Genomic DNA, 15,707 nt, shown 5'->3' with positions numbered 1-15,707 from the left:
TGTTTACCAAGGAGTTTTCCGTTTCGACTGCGCCGGAAGTGGGGCGAATTATAGACTTCCAGAATCTGCCGTCAACCCTTAATTACGCTTTTCTATCAATCACTTGCAGAACGCCGGAAAACAGCCCGTTTCCACTCTATATAGAAGAGCAAAACGAATCCTTCTATATAGAGGGATTGGCGGCCCCATCAGCTGCCATACACTTTCGCCGCCGGTACCGCCCGGGCCATCAATTGCTCTACCGCCTGACCCACCTCGCCCACCGCCCACCGCCCAACGCCCTTGCCTGTCCAGTTCCACTTTAGCGCCCTCGGCGGCGAAGGCCAGCGCGTAGGCCCGGCCCAGACCACCGCCGGCACCGGTGATGATCACTACGCGGTTCTCACAGACTTTCATGTTCCTGCTCCCGTCAAATACATCGCTTACAAGCGTTCGATAATCGTCACGTTGGCCTGGCCGCCGCCTTCGCACATGGTCTGCAAGCCGAAGCGTCCCCCGCTGCGCCCCAGTTCATGCAACAGCGTGCACATCAACCGGGTGCCGGTGGCGCCCAGGGGAGGGCCAAGGGCAATTGCGCCGCCGTTGACATTGGTCTGTTCGTGGGGATAACCGGTCTCTTTGAGCCAGGCCATTGCCACCGAGGCGAAAGCTTCGTTGATCTCCACCCGGTCAATGTCTTCAAGCTTCATCCCGGCTCGCTTGAGTGCATAAGCGGTGGCCGGGATTGGAGCGGTGAGCATCCAGATCGGGTCTTTGGCGCGCACGCTGAGGTGGTGGATACGCGCGCGCGGTGTCAGTCCGTAGCGTTTGAGTGCTGTTTCAGAAACACAGCATCGCGCTGGCCGCGTCGCAGGTCTGGCTCGACACTGCCGCGGTCACCCGGTCGCAGCCGAACAGAACGTCCAGTTCGGCCATTTTCGCTAGGCTGGTCTGGCGCGGCGTTTCGTCGTGCACGACTCCGGCCAGTGGCACGATTTCCCGGTCGAACCGCCCTTGCTCGATGCCCCGCAATGCCCGCTGATGGGACTCCAGTGAATAGGCTTCCAGTTGTTCGCGGGACAGCCCCCACTTCTCGGCAATCATCTGCGCCGAACGGAATTGAGTCGGCGGTTGTGCGCCATAGCGCCGAACCCAACCTTCGGAGCCGCTGAAAGGATCACTGAAGCCCAGCGGTTCGGCAGCGATCATGGCTGAGGAAATAGGAATCTGGGTCATGGTTTGCACGCCGCCGGCGACGACCACATCCTGGGTGCCGCTCATCACCGCTTGGGCGGCAAAGTGCACCGCTTGCTGGGACGAACCGCACTGGCGATCGATGGTGGTGCCGGGTACCGCCTGCGACAGGCCGGCGGCCAGCCAGCAGGTGCGGGCAATGTCCCCGGCCAGCGGACCGATGGTGTCGACACAGCCGAAGATCACGTCGTCGTAATCGTCATCGGGGATGTCGTTGCGTTGGACCAGTGCGCGCAATACATGGGCGCCCAGATCGGCTGCGTGAATCTGGCTCAAACCACCCTTGCGCCGTCCGGTGGGCGTGCGCAGGGCGTCGACAATATAGGCTTCAGGCATGTTATCTCTCGAAAAAAGGTGGAACTCGTCAGAAGGTCTGGCCGGCACCTGACGCCGGTTTGCCGTTGAACAAGGCCGCGCGAATCCGCCCTTTGTGATGGCCGCGATCACCCCAGACTTTGTCCAGCGCCCAGGCGCGTTTCATGAACAAGTGCAGGTCGACTTCCCAGGTGTAGCCCATGTCGCCATGGGCCTGAATGGTGTTTTTCGCGGCGAGCATGGCGGCTTCCGAAGTTGCCAACTTGGCATGGGACACCAGCACTTCCTGCCCCGGTTTCTGCTCGGCCAGTGCATAGGCGGCGCGATACAGCGGCCCCTTGGCGAACTCGATCTGCACCGCGACGTTGGCCATCAAATGCTTGACCGCCTGAAACGAACCCACCGGTTTGCCGAACTGTTTGCGCTCAAAGGTGTAATCCACCGCGAGGTCGACCATGCGTTTGGCCAGCCCCAGCATTTGCGCGGCACAGCCCAGCGCCCCACGATTAAACGCGGCGGCCCACAAGCGCCGGCCCTGTTCGCCAGCGGCCACGCAGGTGACGGACGTTGGCGTCCAGTCGACCTGAAACAGCTGACGACTGGGATCGACCGACACATTGCGGGTCAGGCGCACTGCGCCAGGTTCGACCGCATGCACCTCATCGCCATGAGCCAGCAACAGCAAATCGGCGACGTGAGCATCGCTGACCAGCGGGTTACCCGGTTCGGCAATCGCCAGTCGCGCGCGTCCTTCTGCGACCCGCCCCAGCCAGTGCTGTTTGAGTGCCACGTGGCGCTCATCAAGGGCGGCGAGCAACGGCACGCCGATCAGCATCGTGTCCACCAGCGGCTCGGGTAGACCGGCATAACCACATTCCTGAGCGAGCAGAATGAAGTCCAGCTCATTCATGCCCATCCCGTCATGCGCCTCGGGCACGGTCAGCGCGGTCAGGCCCGACTCCACCAGTTGCGCCCACAATTGATCGCTGCGCCCGCTATCGCAAAGCCAGAGTTCGCGAATGCGCTCTGGGGTGACCTCGTTGATCAGAAAACTTCTGACGTTGTCCTGGAACAGCAATTGGTCGCGGCTGAAACTAAAGTCCATGGTCTATTCCTCAGGCACGCGGCATGCCGAGCATGCGTTCGGCAATGATGTTGCGCTGGATCTCGTTGGTGCCGGCATAGATCGGTCCGGCCTGGGCAAACAGAAAACCTTCCAGCCAATGGCCGACGTCGCCCGCAGCAGGTGCTTCGGGCAGCAGCTCGCCACGCAAGCCGAGAATGCTCATGGCGGTGTCGTGCATGCGCTGATCGAGTTCCGACCAGAAGATTTTGTTGGTCGAAGACTCCGGCCCGATCTTGCCACCCTGCACCAGTTTCGAGGCGGTCATGTAGGTGCTCAGGGTGTAAGCCTCGGCGTCCAGCCAGGCGCGCATCACCGACTCGCCAATGGCCGGGTCACGGTCAGCCTGCTCGCGGTTGGCCTGGTACAGCTACACCAGTCGCCGAGCGGTTTCCTGAAAACGTGCGGGTGAACGCAGCAGCAAACCGCGTTCGAACCCGGCGGTGGACATCGCCACATGCCAGCCCATGCCCTCGCCGCCCAGCGCGTTTTCCACCGGAACCTTGACGTCGTCGAAGAAAATCTCGGCAAACCCGGGCAAGCCATTGAGCTGCGGAATCGGCCGTACCGTGATCCCCGGACTGTCGATCGGCAGCAGAATAAACGTCAGACCCTGATGGCGCTGCGAATGAGGGGCGGTGCGGAAAATGCCGAATACCCAGTCAGCCCACACGGCGCGAGTCGACCAGGTTTTCTGGCCGTTGATCACGTAATGCCGCCCACCCGTTCGGCCTTCGAGCGGATTGCCGCCATGTCGGAGCCGGCGCCTGGCTCGGACCAGGCCTGGGCCCAGATATCTTCACCGGTGGCCATGCGTGGCAGAAAGCGCGCTTTCTGTTCCTCACTACCGTATTCCATCAGCGTCGGGCCGAGCAGGAAGATGCCGTTCTGGTTAACCCGTGCAGGCGCGCCAGAGCGGTAGTACTCCTCCTCAAATATCAACCACTCGATCAAGTCGCAACCACGCCCACCGAGATCGATCGGCCAGGTGACCATGCCCCAGCGACCGTCGTTAAGCCGGTTTTCCCAGGCACGGTGCTTGGCAAAGCCTTGCTCGGTGTCGAACGATTGCAGCGGTTCACGGGGTACATTGGCCGTCAGCCAGGTCCGCGCCTCGGCGCGAAAGGCCTGCTGGGCCGGGGTGTATGTCAGGTCCATGAGGGTGCCTTCAGCCGTTGAAGTGGGCAGCGCGCTTATCGACGAACGAGTCGCGTGCTTCCTGTGAGTCCAGTGAGCGATAGGCCTCGAGCGTGAAGCCCTGCTCCCAGCGATATTTGTCTTCCAGATTGCCGTCTTCGATACCGCTCAACGCTTCTTTGGCGAGGCTGATCATGGCTGGGCTCTTGGCGGCGATGGTGCGGGCGATCTGCAACGCGGCCTCACGCAAATCCTCGCGCTTGACCACACGCTCTACCGCCCCCAGGCGCCAGGCCTCGGCGGCATTGATCATCTCGCCGGTGAAGTACATGTGACGGACCTTCTGTACCGGGAACAACCGCTGCAAATGCGCGCCGCCGCCCATGGCACCGCGATCGACCTCGGGCACGCCGAAACTGGCGCACTCGGAGGCCACCAGAATGTCGGCCGCGCCACAGATGCCGATGCCGCCGTCGAGGACGAAGCCGTGTACGGCGACGATCACCGGTTTCGGGTTGCGGTGGATCGCCTTGAAGCTGTCGTAGTTGCCTTTGTTCACCGCCACGATCAGGTTGCCGTCGGCGGCCAGTTCCTTGATGTCGACCCCGGCACAGAAGCCGCGTCCTTCGGCGCGAATCATGATCACCCGCACGCTGACGTCGCGACCGAGGCCTTCGATCTCGCTGGCGATATCGGCCCAGCCCTGGCAATTGAAGGCGTTGACCGGTGGCTGGTTGAACACCAGTTCGGCAATGCCGTTATCGATACTGACGCTAAATGTTTTCATGCTGCGGGCCCATGTTGACCTCGCTCCAATAGGCTTTCATCGAGCGGATCTTGCCGTCCGCATCGAACTCCATCACATCGATCACATGAAGCGAGCACGGTTGCCCGGCCCACTCCATATCGACCCGAAACGGCATCGCCCCACAACCGTTGAGTGTCGCGCGAACCGGGCCGGTCAGGGTCGCCGCGACTTTGCTCGCGCCCAGCCCTTCGCGGTAGAAACGTTCTATATCGACGATCCCCCGCAACAGCAGTTGACCGACCGGGTCTTCGACCACTGCATCCTCGCTGTAAAGCGCAATGATCCCGTCGATATCACCGACGTCCACCAATTCCAAATAACGCGCCATGGTCGCTTGAATCTGTTGTGCACTGACCATTCAGACCACCTCGAACAGTGCGGCGGCACCCATGCCGCCGCCGATGCACATACTCACCACCACGTAACGCAAACCGCGACGCTGCCCCTCGACCAACGCGCGACCGACCATCCGCGCACCGGACATACCGAAAGGATGACCCACGGAAATCGCACCACCGTTGACGTTCATGCGTTCAGCGGGAATGCCCAGGGTGTCGCGGCAATACAGCACCTGACAGGCAAACGCCTCGTTCAACTCCCAGAGACCAATGTGGTCCACGGTCAGGCCATGGCGCTTGAGCAGTTTCGGGATGGCGTAGACCGGGCCGATGCCCATCTCGTCGGAGTTGCAGCCAGCGACCGCTATCCCGCGATAAATCCCCAGCGGCTCCAGGCCACGCTTCTCGGCCAATTTGGCACTCATCAACACCGAGGCCGAAGCACCGTCGGAGAGTTGCGAGGCATTGCCCGCTGTGATGAAACGGCCCTTTTCACTCCACTGACCGCCCGGCCACACCGGTTCCAGCGCATTCAGGCTTTCGCGGGTGGTGTCGATGCGGTTGCACTCGTCACGCAGCAAGGTGACGGCCTCAAAGCGGGTTTCGCCACTGGCCTTGTCGAAGATCGACTTGCGGCTGGTCAGCGGCGCGAGTTCACGGTCGAACAATCCATTACTCTGGGCCAGCGCGGTACGCACCTGGCTCTGATAGCTGTATTCGTCCTGTTCCTCGCGGGAAATACCGTCACGCGCGGAGACGATCTCGGCAGTTTCGATCATCGGAATGTAGGCATAGGGATCGAGATCGATCACCGAGCCTGACTGATTGCGGTACAGGTTCTTGTGCGTGTTCTGCACCAGCGAAATCAACTCCAGGCCACCGGCCACGGCAATGCCGAAAGGACCGCTGGCCGCCTTGAGCGGATCGACGCGAATCCACTGGTGATCACCGGTCGCCTCGGCGAACCGGTCGACGCGGTCCTGCACAAGAACCAGCCAGTCGCTGACGCCCAGCACCTCTCCCAGGCATCGCGCAAGGCGAGGGGCGTGTCGAAAATACGTGGCATGTTCAAGTCCTCTGACTGGACACCGACAACACTTCGCCGGTCATGTAGGAACTGTAGTCGCTGGCCAGAAACATCATCACGTTGGCCACTTCCCAGACCTCGGCGGCACGGCCAAACGCTTCGTTGGCAGAGAGCTGATCAAGCACCGCCTGAGGGGCGGACTTACGCAGGAAATCGTGCAACGCAATGCTCGGGCTCACCGCGTTGATGCGGATTCCGTAGTCAGCGGCCTCGACCGCGGCGCAACAGGTCAACGCCATGACCCCGGCCTTGGCCGCGGCGTAGTGCGACTGCTCTTTCTGCGCCCGCCAGCCCAGCACCGAAGCGTTGTTGACGATAACCCCGGCACGCCGCTCGATCATCTTCGGCAACATGGCGCGGGTCATGCGCATGGTGCCGGTGAGCGTCACATCGAGGACCCGGTTCCACTCCTCATCCGTCATGTCCACCAGCAGCCGTGAACCACCAAGACCGGCGTTGTTGATCAGCACATCGACACCCTGCAGATCACGCTCGGCGCAGGCAATCAGCTGTTGAACCTGAGCTTCGTCAGCGACATTGCAGACCTGACCGAAGAACTGTTGCAGACCGGTCGTTTCGCGGATTTTCAACACCGCTTCTGCCAGCCGGCCTTCATGGATATCGCTGATCATCAAGGCGCGGCAACCCTCCTCGGCGGCACGCACCGCGGCGGAAAAACCGATACCGGCCCCCGCCGCCGCAGTGATCAGCACCGACTTGTCACGCAACAGGCCGTGACCCGCAACATAGTGAGGAACAGACATGGAAAACTCCTTGGTCAGGTGCGCAGGCGCGGTTCTTTGGGCATTCCCAGGGCGCGCTCGGCGATGATGTTGCGCTGGATCTCGTTGCTGCCGCCGTAGAGGGTTTCGGCGCGACTGAACAGGTACAGCGATTGCAAACGGGTGAGTTGATAGGGCGCGGCCTCCAGCACTTCGGCCTCGGCGCCGAGGACGTCCATCGCCAGCTTGCCGAGGCTGGCGTGCCAGGTAGACCAGAACAGTTTGTAGATGGTCGCTTCCTTGCGCAGCGAACCGTCCTGCGCCCCGGACAGCATGCGCAGCGAGTTGTAGCGCATGATCCGCAACCCGCTCCAGGCCTCGGCCAAGCGCTGGCGCAGGATCGGGTCACGCGCGGCGCCATTGGCCCGGGCGATGGCGATGATTTCGTTCAGTTCATTGTGAAATTGCATCTGCTGGCCGAGGGTCGATACCCCGCGCTCGAAACCGAGCAACGCCATGGCGATCTTCCAGCCCTCGCCCGGCGCGCCGATGATATTGGCGGCGTCGGTGCAGGTATCATCGAAGAACACTTCGTTGAACTCGGAGGTGCCTGTGAGTTGCTCGATCGGCCGCACGGTAATTTCCGTCTGGGCCATGGGCACCAGCAAGAAGGACAAGCCGCGATGGCCAACGCTGCCCGGTTCAGTGCGGGCGATCACAAAACACCAGTCCGACTCATGGGCCAGGGAGGTCCAGACTTTTTGTCCGTTGATCACCCAAGTGCCGCTCGCTTCATCAAGCACCGCGCGGGTCTTGACGTTGGCCAGGTCGGACCCCGCACCCGGTTCGGAATAGCCCTGGCACCAGAAGGACGTGCCGTTGACGATGCCCGGCAGAAAGCGCTGTTGCTGCTCGGCAGTGCCGAACGCGGCAATGGTCGGTCCGGCCAGCCCTTCGCCGATATGCCCCATGCGTCCCGGGCCGCAAGCGCGGGCGTACTCTTCGTGGAAAATCACTTGCTTGCTGATCGACAGACCACGCCCACCGTGCTCCGGCGCCCAGCCCACACACGTCCAGCCGCCCTCTGCCAGCCTGACGACGAGTCTGGTCCATGGTCGGCAACATTTGACGCTCGATCCCTGCCCGGTCCGCGTCCACGGCGAACAGGCTGATGCCCGCCTCGCCGGTCGATCCGGGAACCCGTGCGGCGATGATCAAGAGGTCAGCGCTGTGCCCGTCGAGCACATGATTGAGGGTTCCATCAAGCACAAAACCCTCGCCCTCGGTCACCACCGTGGCCTGAACATCCTTGGCCGCCCAGCCGTTGGCGCTGCTGAAGGCCCGTGTAGCGGTGAGGCTGCCGCCGGCGATCAAGGGCAGCCAGCGTTGTTTTTGTTGTTCGTTGGCGGCCAGCAACAGCGCGGGTGTGGCCTTGCAGGCGGTGGCGAAGAACGGTGAACACAGCAAGCGCCGGCCCATCTGTTCCAGCAAAATCGACAGTTCGACAAAGCCCAGCCCGAGGCCGCCGTACGCTTCGGGAATATGAATGGCCGGCCAGTACATTTCGAGGCACAGGCGCTGCCGGAGCGCCTCGTCAAAACCTCGCTCGCTGACCATCGCCGCTCGTACGGCGGCAGAATCGGAGACATCGGCGAGAAAGCCCTCGGCCGATGCGCGGATCATTTCCTGTTCGTCGCTGAATGCAAACTCCATCGCGGCGCCTTCTACTCGTTAGGCGGGGCACGCATGAAGCGACACCCCTCTGGCCTTCGAGTTTGGTGCCGATGGCACACGACAGAATCGTCAGGGCTGCCTAGTCTGAATGGGCGATGCCTCAGCTCAAATACCAGCCCCAGGCCCCGCCGTTGTATCGGTTGATCTGCCTCGTTTCGAGGTAGTTGTTGTAGCCCCACTCACCCAGCTCGCGGCCAATACCGCTCTGTTTGTAGCCACCCCAAGGCGCTTCCACGAAGGTCGGTTGCGAGCAGTTGACCCAGACGATCCCGGACACGCTGTTCTGGGAGCCTGGCTGGGTCGAACCCGACGCTGAGCAGTTCCGCGCACGGGTCCGCGAAGCGATCGCACCGGATGCCTGGATTTGCGAAGGCAACTATGCGCGGCGAACCTTCGACCTTCGCCTGCCCCTTACCGACCTGATCATCTGGCTCGATACGTCGCGGCTCACCTGTTTCACCCGGGTGATCATGCGCAGCGTAATGAACCGCCCTCGCCCTGACCTTGCAGCTGGCTGTACAGAGAAGCTCGACCGGGCATTCCTGACCTTTCTGAACTTCGTGTGGAATTTCGATCGTGGCTATCGCCCAGGTATCGAGGCGGTACGCCTGGCCAAAGGCCCGCAAATTTCTACGGTGCACTTGCGCGGTACCCGGCAGATTGCCGCATTTCTCGATAGCTTGCCCTAGGCCCAGCAAGGGTTGTGAGAGAAAACCCTCGGGCTCGCGAAGAAGTCTGTGTGACGCAAAAAGAGAAGTCAGGTTTCGATGTGGCTTTTTTACGACTACATTTATCCGTCAGAACTACCTCTGCATCCATAGACAAGCAGCTAGCGGCACGAGTGATTACGAATACATGCTCCCCACTTTGAGGATCAGACATGCATCCATCCTTTCTGCAGCGCATCGATGAGCTCGGCGCTCTGCTTGTCCACTCCAATGCAGCACGCATCGATTTCTTCCGGCGCACCAATCGACTGAAGTCGCGCCGCGGTGTTCGCTTCCAGGTGGTGACCATGAAGCTCGGCATCTTTCACGTCGTCGAGCGATACACTGGCAGGACCTGGGCCTACCGTTTCAACTACCGAGAGGCCATGGATTTCGCCATCCAGCTCGAGGAAAAGTCCAACCGCCGGAAGGGAGTTGCGCGGTGATCGCCGATTCTGACTGTCGAACTGTTTTTAAACTTTTTCACACAACCTGGGTCGTAAGCAGCCATTCGTGACGTACTGCTTTCACCCCTTCGGTCAGGCTGGAAATAGCCACCATGACGCGTTAAGCGAGTTATGTCGGAAGGAGTCCCGCCTCTTGATAGCTCTGAACAAGTTCGTCGAATAAACCGATATCGAAGCGCGTTCGGGCAATCAATTGAGCGCCAGCAACGGCGGTGTAAATGGCGCGGGCACGTCGCTCGCACACTTCAATGCTTCCCAGGCCGATATCAGAGAGTACTTTCGTCAGCCACGCTACATTGATGTCTGCAAACTCCAGCACTTCACTCTTCACCTCCTCGGGCAGGTCCTGGTATTCCGCAGCCATGAAGCTGGACAAACACAGCCTGTTGCCGGCTTCCAGGGATGCTCGAAAGATGCTCGGGTACGCCTGCAGGCAGCGAATCGGATCGGGGTTTTCACCGCGCAGGGCTTCCAGAACACTGACAGTGTCCTCCCGGTATCGTCTGGCTACAGCGGCGCCAAGGTCGGCCTTGCTCGAGAAATGGTAATAGATGCTTGCGTTCTTGATCCCCACCGCATCAGCAATGCTTCGGAAATTGATCCCACTGTAGCCGTGGGTTTGAGCGGCCCCTTTGGCGGCTTCCAATATGGCTTCCCGGGCATTTTCGCTCACGTTTTCATTCCTCGATTCTTTGATTGGTGCGGTCATTTAGCGCGATGTTACTCGCATACCTCACAACCTGCCAATTGGTAGGTAGTTGTTGACACCACAGAAACAAGCGCCCAATCTCTACCTACCACTTGATAGGTAGGTAAATAAATCATGACTTTTCAGCAGCAACACTCCGACGCGTCGAAATTGCCAATGATGAAAATTTATGACTGGTACAACGGGCCCTACCCGGCGCGGGTCCGAATCGCGTTAGCAGAGAAAGGCCTGCTCTCCCGGATCGAGTTTGTACCGGTCAATCTATGGACAGGCGAGCACAAGAAACCAGCGTTTCTAGCCATCAACTACTCCGGAACACTTCCCGTCCTGGAGTTGGCCGACGGTACGCTCATCGCGGAGTGCACCGCTATCACTCAGTACCTGGATGTTCTGGATGACAACCCTGTGCTCACCGGTAAAACGCCCACTGAGAAAGGCATCATCCATATGATGACCAAGCGTGCGGAAATTGAATTTCTCGACGCTGTCAGCACGTACTTCCATCACGCAACGCCGGGGCTTGGGCCGGACGTCGAGCTTTCTCAGAACCCTGAATGGGGTGAGCGGATGCGGGATAAGGCCGTAAGGGGGATGCACTATTTCAACAGCGTCCTGAAGAATCAGCGTTTTGTGGCGGGCAACGCATTTTCGATGGCCGACATTGCATTGCTGGGCGGCATGATTTTCGCCGCGCTGGTGAAACTGCCTGTACCTGATGAATGTGAAGCATTGCGTGCATGGCATGCCAGAATGCACGAGCGCTCAAGCGTCCAGGAATGGTGGGCTATGGTGAAACAAGGCGAGCCAAAAAACTGAGAAAAACGCATCGGGGCATGACTCACTCGCCTGCAGCAGCTATCGGCTGTGGATTCAACCGGTCGATGCAATATCCCGAAGTACCGGGTTTCCTGAACAAGACGATTTACTGGTAACGACCGGCGCGACATAGTGCGCCGGTCACTTCCACCACCGCTAATTCACTTTTTTATTGTAACAATCGTCGCTCTGCCACCCTCTACTCGAAATGAAAACGACACTCGGTCTCCAGCGGGGGTGCGGTAGAAATTTTGGACTACCTGGAGGTAGTTCATGTATTCATACGAAGACCGCATCAGAGCGGTCAAGCTCTACATCAAACTGGGGAAGCACACCGGGGCAACTATTCGTCAGTTGGGCTACCCGACGAAGAACTCTCTGAAGAGTTGGCATGAAGAGTACGAGCGATGCCTCGACCTGTCGCGTGGCTACGTGATCTTGAAGCCGAAGTACTCACTGGCCCAAAGGGAAAAGGCTGTCGGGTACTATCTTGACCACGGGCGCTGCATCGCCTCCACCATCAAGGCTTTGGGCTACCCGGCACGGGATTCGTTGCGTGCCTGGATTTACGAAATGCACCCCGAGTTGCATACGCGTGTTGTCGGTCGATCAGACGGGTTAGCCCGGCCGCCTGCTGTGAAGCAGGCAGCGGTCATCGCGCTGTGCACGCGAAAAGAAAGTGCGAAAGCCCTGGCTCAAAAGCTGGGCGTGTGCAGGCCGACCTTGTACAACTGGAAAAACCAGCTACTCGGCCCAGAGGTATCCCCATCCATGAAGTGTCGACTTGAACCCTCATCGTCACCGGAACGAGAGGAGTTGCAGCGGCAACTCGAATCTCTCCAGCTCGATGTTCGCCGTTTGCAGCTTGAACATGACCTGTTGATGAGGGCGAATGAACTCATAAAAAAAGAGACGGGCATCAACCGGCAAGTCCTGACCAATCGGGAGAAGACATTGCTGGCTGATGCCCTTAGGCAGAGGTACTCCTTGCTAGAGCTGCTTGACGCGTTGGGCTTGGCCCGAAGTTCCTATTTCTATCATCGAGCACGAATGCAGGTCGCGGAAAAGTACACCGAAGTGCGTCGTGCCATGGCGGACATATTCGAGCGCAATCATCGTTGCTATGGCTACCGTCGGATGCGAGCTTCGTTGAGCAGGCAGCGTGTGCGCCTTTCAGAGAAGGTGGTGCAGCGCTTGATGAAGCAGGAGTGCCTAGTCGTCGCCAAGCCGAAACGGCGTCGATACGGTTCCTACCTCGGGGAGATCAGTCCGGCGCCGGAAAACCTCCTCAACCGCGACTTCTCGGCCCTAGCTCCGAATGAGAAATGGCTGACCGACATCTCGGAGTTCCAGATCCCGGCAGGCAAGGTGTACCTGTCCCCCATGATTGACTGCTTCGATGGGCTGGTCATCAGTTGGACAATCGGCACGCGTCCCGACGCCGAGCTTGTGAACACGATGCTGGATGCCGCTGTCGAAACGGTGGCCAGCAACGATAAACGGCCTGTTGTTCACTCCGATCGTGGCGCTCACTACCGCTGGCCCGGCTGGCTATCGCGCATCGCTGATGCGAAGCTGATTCGTTCGATGTCGCGCAAAGGCTGCTCACCTGACAACGCGGCTTGTGAAGGTTTCTTCGGCCGACTGAAAACGGAGCTGTTCTATCCTCGCAACTGGCAGTCAACGAGCATCGAGCAGTTCATTCAGGCCCTGGATTCATACATTCGCTGGTACAACGAGAAACGAATCAAGATTTCCCTCGGCGCTCTCAGTCCCGTTGAGTATCGTGAGAGCCTGGGCCTCGCGGCATAACCAGTCCAAGTTTTTTGCCGCACCCCCGGTGGGTCAATTTTCAATCAGCGCCAACAGACGTGACTAATGTAGGAGGAAATTACTACCCGTCCCGCTGTATGAAAGTCATAAGCCCAAATACCGTATCAAACCTGCTCAGGTAAAACCCTTGCTGGGAATGCTTCCACTTTTAGCTTCTCCATCACCAGTCCAATAAAGGCTGATACCGCCAACGGCAAATGTTGCCGACTGGGATAAAGCACATGCAGGCCGTATCCAGTGCGATGGTAATGCGGTAGCACAGGCACAAGGCGACCAGCCTGAAGATCGAAATCAACTATCGTGGGCGGCAGCAACGCAATGCCCAAGCCAGCCACCGTGGCCTTACGCAATGCCTGAGCCGTGTTTCCATTGAATCGGCCGGTAATCTGCACGTCTTCCTCAACACCGTTTGGCCCATTAAGACGCCACGTGGTGACGCCACTAGGATGACCGAAACTCACACAGTCGTGATTGACCAGATCCTCTAGCGTAGCGGGCACACCTCGGTTATTGAGGTACTTGGGGCTGGCGACCAAACCTTCATTGCCTGCTCCAATGAGTTGGCGACCGACATATCCCGAATCCTGCAAAGTGCCCCCTCGAAACGCGATGTCGATCCGATCAGCGATCAAATCGGCGCGTGCATCACTTAGCACGAAGTCAAGCTGGACCCGTGGATGCAAGGCTAGAAAATCGGCCACCCATTCCATAGGGAAGAAGTCGAAGAAATCGGCCATCGCCGCAATGCGCACGATGCCACTCGGCTCCTGGTTTCCCGTCATTAATTGCTGTCCGGCATCGATCAGGCCTTCTACCGCGCCAGAGCACCGGTCATGAAAAGCCTGACCTGAATGGGTAAGTGTGAGCTTGCGCGTGGAGCGCTGCAGCAGCCGTGTGCCGAGCTGCGCCTCGAGTTGTTGAACGCGTCTGCTTAAGGTGTTGGGTGGCATTCCAAGCTGCCGCGCCGTTTCGGCAAAGCTGCCGTTGCGTACCACTTGTACAAACAAGGCGATGTCATTCAGGTCAATCATCTTATCGCCACCACTTCGTTAAATGGATTAGTTCAATCCAATTATGCCATCTAATAAAGTAATTAATAAGCGCATATCCTTTGGGCATAGCTGCAGTCGACCCTCTACTGCACAACCCAAACCAAGGCCGCGCAACTATGACTACATCCACTTCTCTTTCCCCGGTAAACCGTCGAATCGTTTGGGGCGTCCGTGCTCTCTTGGCACTGGCGTTCGCTGCGGCTGGCATCGCAAAGCTGGCCGGCGCGCCGCAAATGGTTCAAGTGTTCGATGCCATCGGCGTTGGCCAATGGTTTCGCTATCTGACCGGTGCCATCGAGCTAACAGGCGTCGTGTTACTGCTAAAACCGGCCGCAGGCTTCCTCGGTGGACTGATGCTGGCTGTGACCATGATCTGCGGTGCAGCAACGCATCTTTTCGTGATTGGCGGCAACCCTGCACCAGCGATGGTTTTGGCCGTCATGTCTGCCTTCGTGGCCTGGCAGTTGCGCCCTGTGTCCCCGTTCAGTGCAGCAAGCTAGTCATTGGTGTCTCGTGCTCTCGCCCAACTGCTGGAACAACCTATGACCTCACCTCTCCCTCTCATCGGCATCGTCGTCAGTTTCGTCCCGTGAAGCTCGCTTCGGCATCTGGCAACAGGGAAAGAACTTCAACGATTACCCGCATCTGGCCCAGGCAGCCAAAGCGCTGCTCGATGACATTGTCTGGTGGGCCCAGGCGCTCAAAACCCCGAGAGAAAACATATGACCGACACCGTCGCTGTTCTGCAACGCGCCATTGTCCATCGCACTAAAGGCAGCACCCATGGCCCTATAACGCGGCTTATGAGCCCGGACGATCTGGGCGAGCTTTTGAAGCCTTTCATTTTCCTTGATATTTTCAGTTTGAACGCCAGTCGCAGTAAGTCCAATTTCGGCATGCACCCGCACTCAGGGATCGCGACGGTTACCTTCATGACCAAAGGCGACGTCGCCTATGAAGACACCACTGGCGCGGCAGGTGTACTGCTTGCCGGTGGTGTTGAGTGGATGCGCGCCGGCAACGGGGTGTGGCACGACGCTACGCTAGCCAACGAGTCCTCAATGCAGGGATTCCAGCTCTGGGTGGCACTACCGCCGTCGTTGGAAAACGCCCCCGCGCTGAGTGTCTATCTTGCGCCCTCCCAAGTTCCGCAATCAGGCCCGGCGCGCATGCTCCTGGGCCGCTACGGTAATGCGCAGAGCCTGATTGAAGCGCCGAGTGACATGAACTATCTCGCCGTGAATTTGAAAGACGGCGAGCGCTGGCGGTATACCCCGCCGTCCGGACACACCGTGGCCTGGCTCGCGGTTAATGCAGGACGGCTGGACACAGGGGGCCTGATTAATGCCGGCGAACTCGCCGTATTCGAGGAGTCCGAGCAATACATCGATTTCGTGGCTCAAGGCGAATGCTCATTCGTACTGGGCTCAGCAGTGAAGCATCCGCATGAACTGGTGACGGGCTACTACTCGGTACACACGAGCAGGGCAGCTCTGGCACAGGGCGAAACTGAGATACAGCGCATCGGCGAACGCCTGCGGCTGGAGGGACGACTGAGCTAGCCCCTGAGGCGCGCCTTCAGTCGATACGACTCCCCGCTAAACATCCCACCAATCCCGAATTATT

13 protein-coding genes and 6 pseudogenes are annotated in these 15,707 nt (G+C 59.3%); 6 read left to right on the top strand and 13 right to left on the bottom strand.

From position 1 onward, the window contains the following. Nucleotides 1–99: 99 nt before the first annotated feature. The 11 genes and pseudogenes from FQ187_RS31020 to FQ187_RS26375 form a co-directional block, all read right to left on the bottom strand. Nucleotides 100–396 (bottom strand): hypothetical protein, encoded by a 297-nt coding sequence (locus FQ187_RS31020; protein WP_371925559.1) that lies wholly within the window; start codon nucleotides 394–396, stop codon nucleotides 100–102. Nucleotides 397–422: 26 nt separating this feature from the next. Continuing rightward, nucleotides 423–1,569, bottom strand: a pseudogene (locus FQ187_RS26415) (acetyl-CoA C-acetyltransferase). A 28-nt stretch (nucleotides 1,570–1,597) separates the two neighbouring features. Then, complete coding sequence (locus FQ187_RS26410) at nucleotides 1,598–2,653, bottom strand: acyl-CoA dehydrogenase family protein (protein WP_149631718.1); 1,056 nt, start codon at nucleotides 2,651–2,653, stop codon at nucleotides 1,598–1,600. A gap of 10 nt (nucleotides 2,654–2,663) precedes the next feature. Beyond that, nucleotides 2,664–3,829: pseudogene (locus FQ187_RS26405) on the bottom strand (acyl-CoA dehydrogenase family protein). Between the two features lie 10 nt (nucleotides 3,830–3,839). Next, nucleotides 3,840–4,595, bottom strand: a complete 756-nt coding sequence (locus tag FQ187_RS26400; RefSeq protein ID WP_149631717.1) for an enoyl-CoA hydratase family protein — start codon at nucleotides 4,593–4,595, stop codon at nucleotides 3,840–3,842. Beyond that, nucleotides 4,582–4,974 (bottom strand): steroid Delta-isomerase, encoded by a 393-nt coding sequence (locus FQ187_RS26395; RefSeq protein WP_149631716.1) that lies wholly within the window; start codon nucleotides 4,972–4,974, stop codon nucleotides 4,582–4,584. The genes FQ187_RS26400 and FQ187_RS26395 overlap by 14 nt, the downstream gene beginning before the upstream one ends. Then, nucleotides 4,975–5,964, bottom strand: a pseudogene (locus tag FQ187_RS26390) (acetyl-CoA C-acyltransferase); the annotation flags it as partial. 58 nt (nucleotides 5,965–6,022) lie between these two features. Then, a complete protein-coding gene (locus FQ187_RS26385; protein ID WP_149631714.1) occupies nucleotides 6,023–6,805 on the bottom strand; it encodes an SDR family oxidoreductase in 783 nt (260 codons plus the stop codon). 14 nt (nucleotides 6,806–6,819) lie between these two features. Further along, a pseudogene (locus tag FQ187_RS30170) lies at nucleotides 6,820–7,857 on the bottom strand (acyl-CoA dehydrogenase family protein); the annotation flags it as partial. Nucleotides 7,858–8,134: 277 nt separating this feature from the next. Further along, a pseudogene (locus FQ187_RS30590) lies at nucleotides 8,135–8,476 on the bottom strand (acyl-CoA dehydrogenase family protein); the annotation flags it as partial. 121 nt (nucleotides 8,477–8,597) lie between these two features. Then, nucleotides 8,598–8,771: pseudogene (locus FQ187_RS26375) on the bottom strand (aldehyde dehydrogenase family protein); the annotation flags it as partial. On the opposite strand from FQ187_RS26375, the gene FQ187_RS26370 reads away from it, so the two are divergent. Beyond that, nucleotides 8,752–9,186 carry an AAA family ATPase gene (locus tag FQ187_RS26370; protein ID WP_256667452.1) on the top strand — a complete coding sequence of 145 codons (435 nt, stop codon included), beginning with the start codon at nucleotides 8,752–8,754 and terminating at the stop codon, nucleotides 9,184–9,186. The pseudogene FQ187_RS26375 and the gene FQ187_RS26370 overlap by 20 nt on opposite strands. A 191-nt stretch (nucleotides 9,187–9,377) precedes the next feature. Further along, nucleotides 9,378–9,650 carry a hypothetical protein gene (locus FQ187_RS26365; RefSeq protein ID WP_129443105.1) on the top strand — a complete coding sequence of 91 codons (273 nt, stop codon included), beginning with the start codon at nucleotides 9,378–9,380 and terminating at the stop codon, nucleotides 9,648–9,650. A gap of 130 nt (nucleotides 9,651–9,780) precedes the next feature. Here the strand turns inward: FQ187_RS26365 and FQ187_RS26360 are convergent, their stop codons facing one another. Further along, nucleotides 9,781–10,344 (bottom strand): TetR/AcrR family transcriptional regulator, encoded by a 564-nt coding sequence (locus FQ187_RS26360; RefSeq protein WP_149631713.1) that lies wholly within the window; start codon nucleotides 10,342–10,344, stop codon nucleotides 9,781–9,783. Between the two features lie 150 nt (nucleotides 10,345–10,494). On the opposite strand from FQ187_RS26360, the gene FQ187_RS26355 reads away from it, so the two are divergent. Beyond that, complete coding sequence (locus tag FQ187_RS26355) at nucleotides 10,495–11,196, top strand: glutathione S-transferase (RefSeq protein ID WP_149631712.1); 702 nt, start codon at nucleotides 10,495–10,497, stop codon at nucleotides 11,194–11,196. Between the two features lie 273 nt (nucleotides 11,197–11,469). Then, nucleotides 11,470–13,008 carry an IS3 family transposase gene (locus FQ187_RS26345; protein WP_149631711.1) on the top strand — a complete coding sequence of 513 codons (1,539 nt, stop codon included), beginning with the start codon at nucleotides 11,470–11,472 and terminating at the stop codon, nucleotides 13,006–13,008. A 125-nt stretch (nucleotides 13,009–13,133) separates the two neighbouring features. Here the strand turns inward: FQ187_RS26345 and FQ187_RS26340 are convergent, their stop codons facing one another. Then, nucleotides 13,134–14,060: a LysR family transcriptional regulator gene (locus FQ187_RS26340; RefSeq protein WP_149631710.1), complete on the bottom strand. Its 927-nt coding sequence runs from the start codon at nucleotides 14,058–14,060 to the stop codon at nucleotides 13,134–13,136. A gap of 137 nt (nucleotides 14,061–14,197) precedes the next feature. On the opposite strand from FQ187_RS26340, the gene FQ187_RS26335 reads away from it, so the two are divergent. After that, a complete protein-coding gene (locus FQ187_RS26335) occupies nucleotides 14,198–14,581 on the top strand; it encodes a DoxX family protein (RefSeq protein WP_149631709.1) in 384 nt (127 codons plus the stop codon). A 222-nt stretch (nucleotides 14,582–14,803) separates the two neighbouring features. After that, a complete protein-coding gene (locus FQ187_RS26325) occupies nucleotides 14,804–15,643 on the top strand; it encodes a pirin family protein (protein WP_149631708.1) in 840 nt (279 codons plus the stop codon). Nucleotides 15,644–15,707: the final 64 nt, after the last annotated feature.

The sequence above is a fragment of the Pseudomonas sp. ANT_J28 genome (assembly GCF_008370005.1).
In the GTDB taxonomy this organism is placed as follows: domain Bacteria; phylum Pseudomonadota; class Gammaproteobacteria; order Pseudomonadales; family Pseudomonadaceae; genus Aquipseudomonas; species Aquipseudomonas frigoris.
Note: the sequence above shows the minus strand (reverse complement) of the source record. Positions and strands in the feature narration are given on the sequence as shown.

Bases quoted from the DNA above. Each gene is read 5' to 3' on its own strand.
- FQ187_RS31020 (WP_371925559.1), bottom strand. From the start codon at position 396: ATGAAAGTCTGTGAGAACCGCGTAGTGATCATCACCGGTGCCGGCGGT.
- FQ187_RS26410 (WP_149631718.1), bottom strand. From the start codon at position 2,653: ATGGACTTTAGTTTCAGCCGCGACCAATTGCTGTTCCAGGACAACGTC.
- FQ187_RS26400 (WP_149631717.1), bottom strand. From the start codon at position 4,595: ATGAAAACATTTAGCGTCAGTATCGATAACGGCATTGCCGAACTGGTG.
- FQ187_RS26395 (WP_149631716.1), bottom strand. From the start codon at position 4,974: ATGGTCAGTGCACAACAGATTCAAGCGACCATGGCGCGTTATTTGGAA.
- FQ187_RS26385 (WP_149631714.1), bottom strand. From the start codon at position 6,805: ATGTCTGTTCCTCACTATGTTGCGGGTCACGGCCTGTTGCGTGACAAG.
- FQ187_RS26365 (WP_129443105.1), top strand. From the start codon at position 9,378: ATGCATCCATCCTTTCTGCAGCGCATCGATGAGCTCGGCGCTCTGCTT.
- FQ187_RS26355 (WP_149631712.1), top strand. From the start codon at position 10,495: ATGACTTTTCAGCAGCAACACTCCGACGCGTCGAAATTGCCAATGATG.
- FQ187_RS26345 (WP_149631711.1), top strand. From the start codon at position 11,470: ATGTATTCATACGAAGACCGCATCAGAGCGGTCAAGCTCTACATCAAA.
- FQ187_RS26340 (WP_149631710.1), bottom strand. From the start codon at position 14,060: ATGATTGACCTGAATGACATCGCCTTGTTTGTACAAGTGGTACGCAAC.
- FQ187_RS26335 (WP_149631709.1), top strand. From the start codon at position 14,198: ATGACTACATCCACTTCTCTTTCCCCGGTAAACCGTCGAATCGTTTGG.
- FQ187_RS26325 (WP_149631708.1), top strand. From the start codon at position 14,804: ATGACCGACACCGTCGCTGTTCTGCAACGCGCCATTGTCCATCGCACT.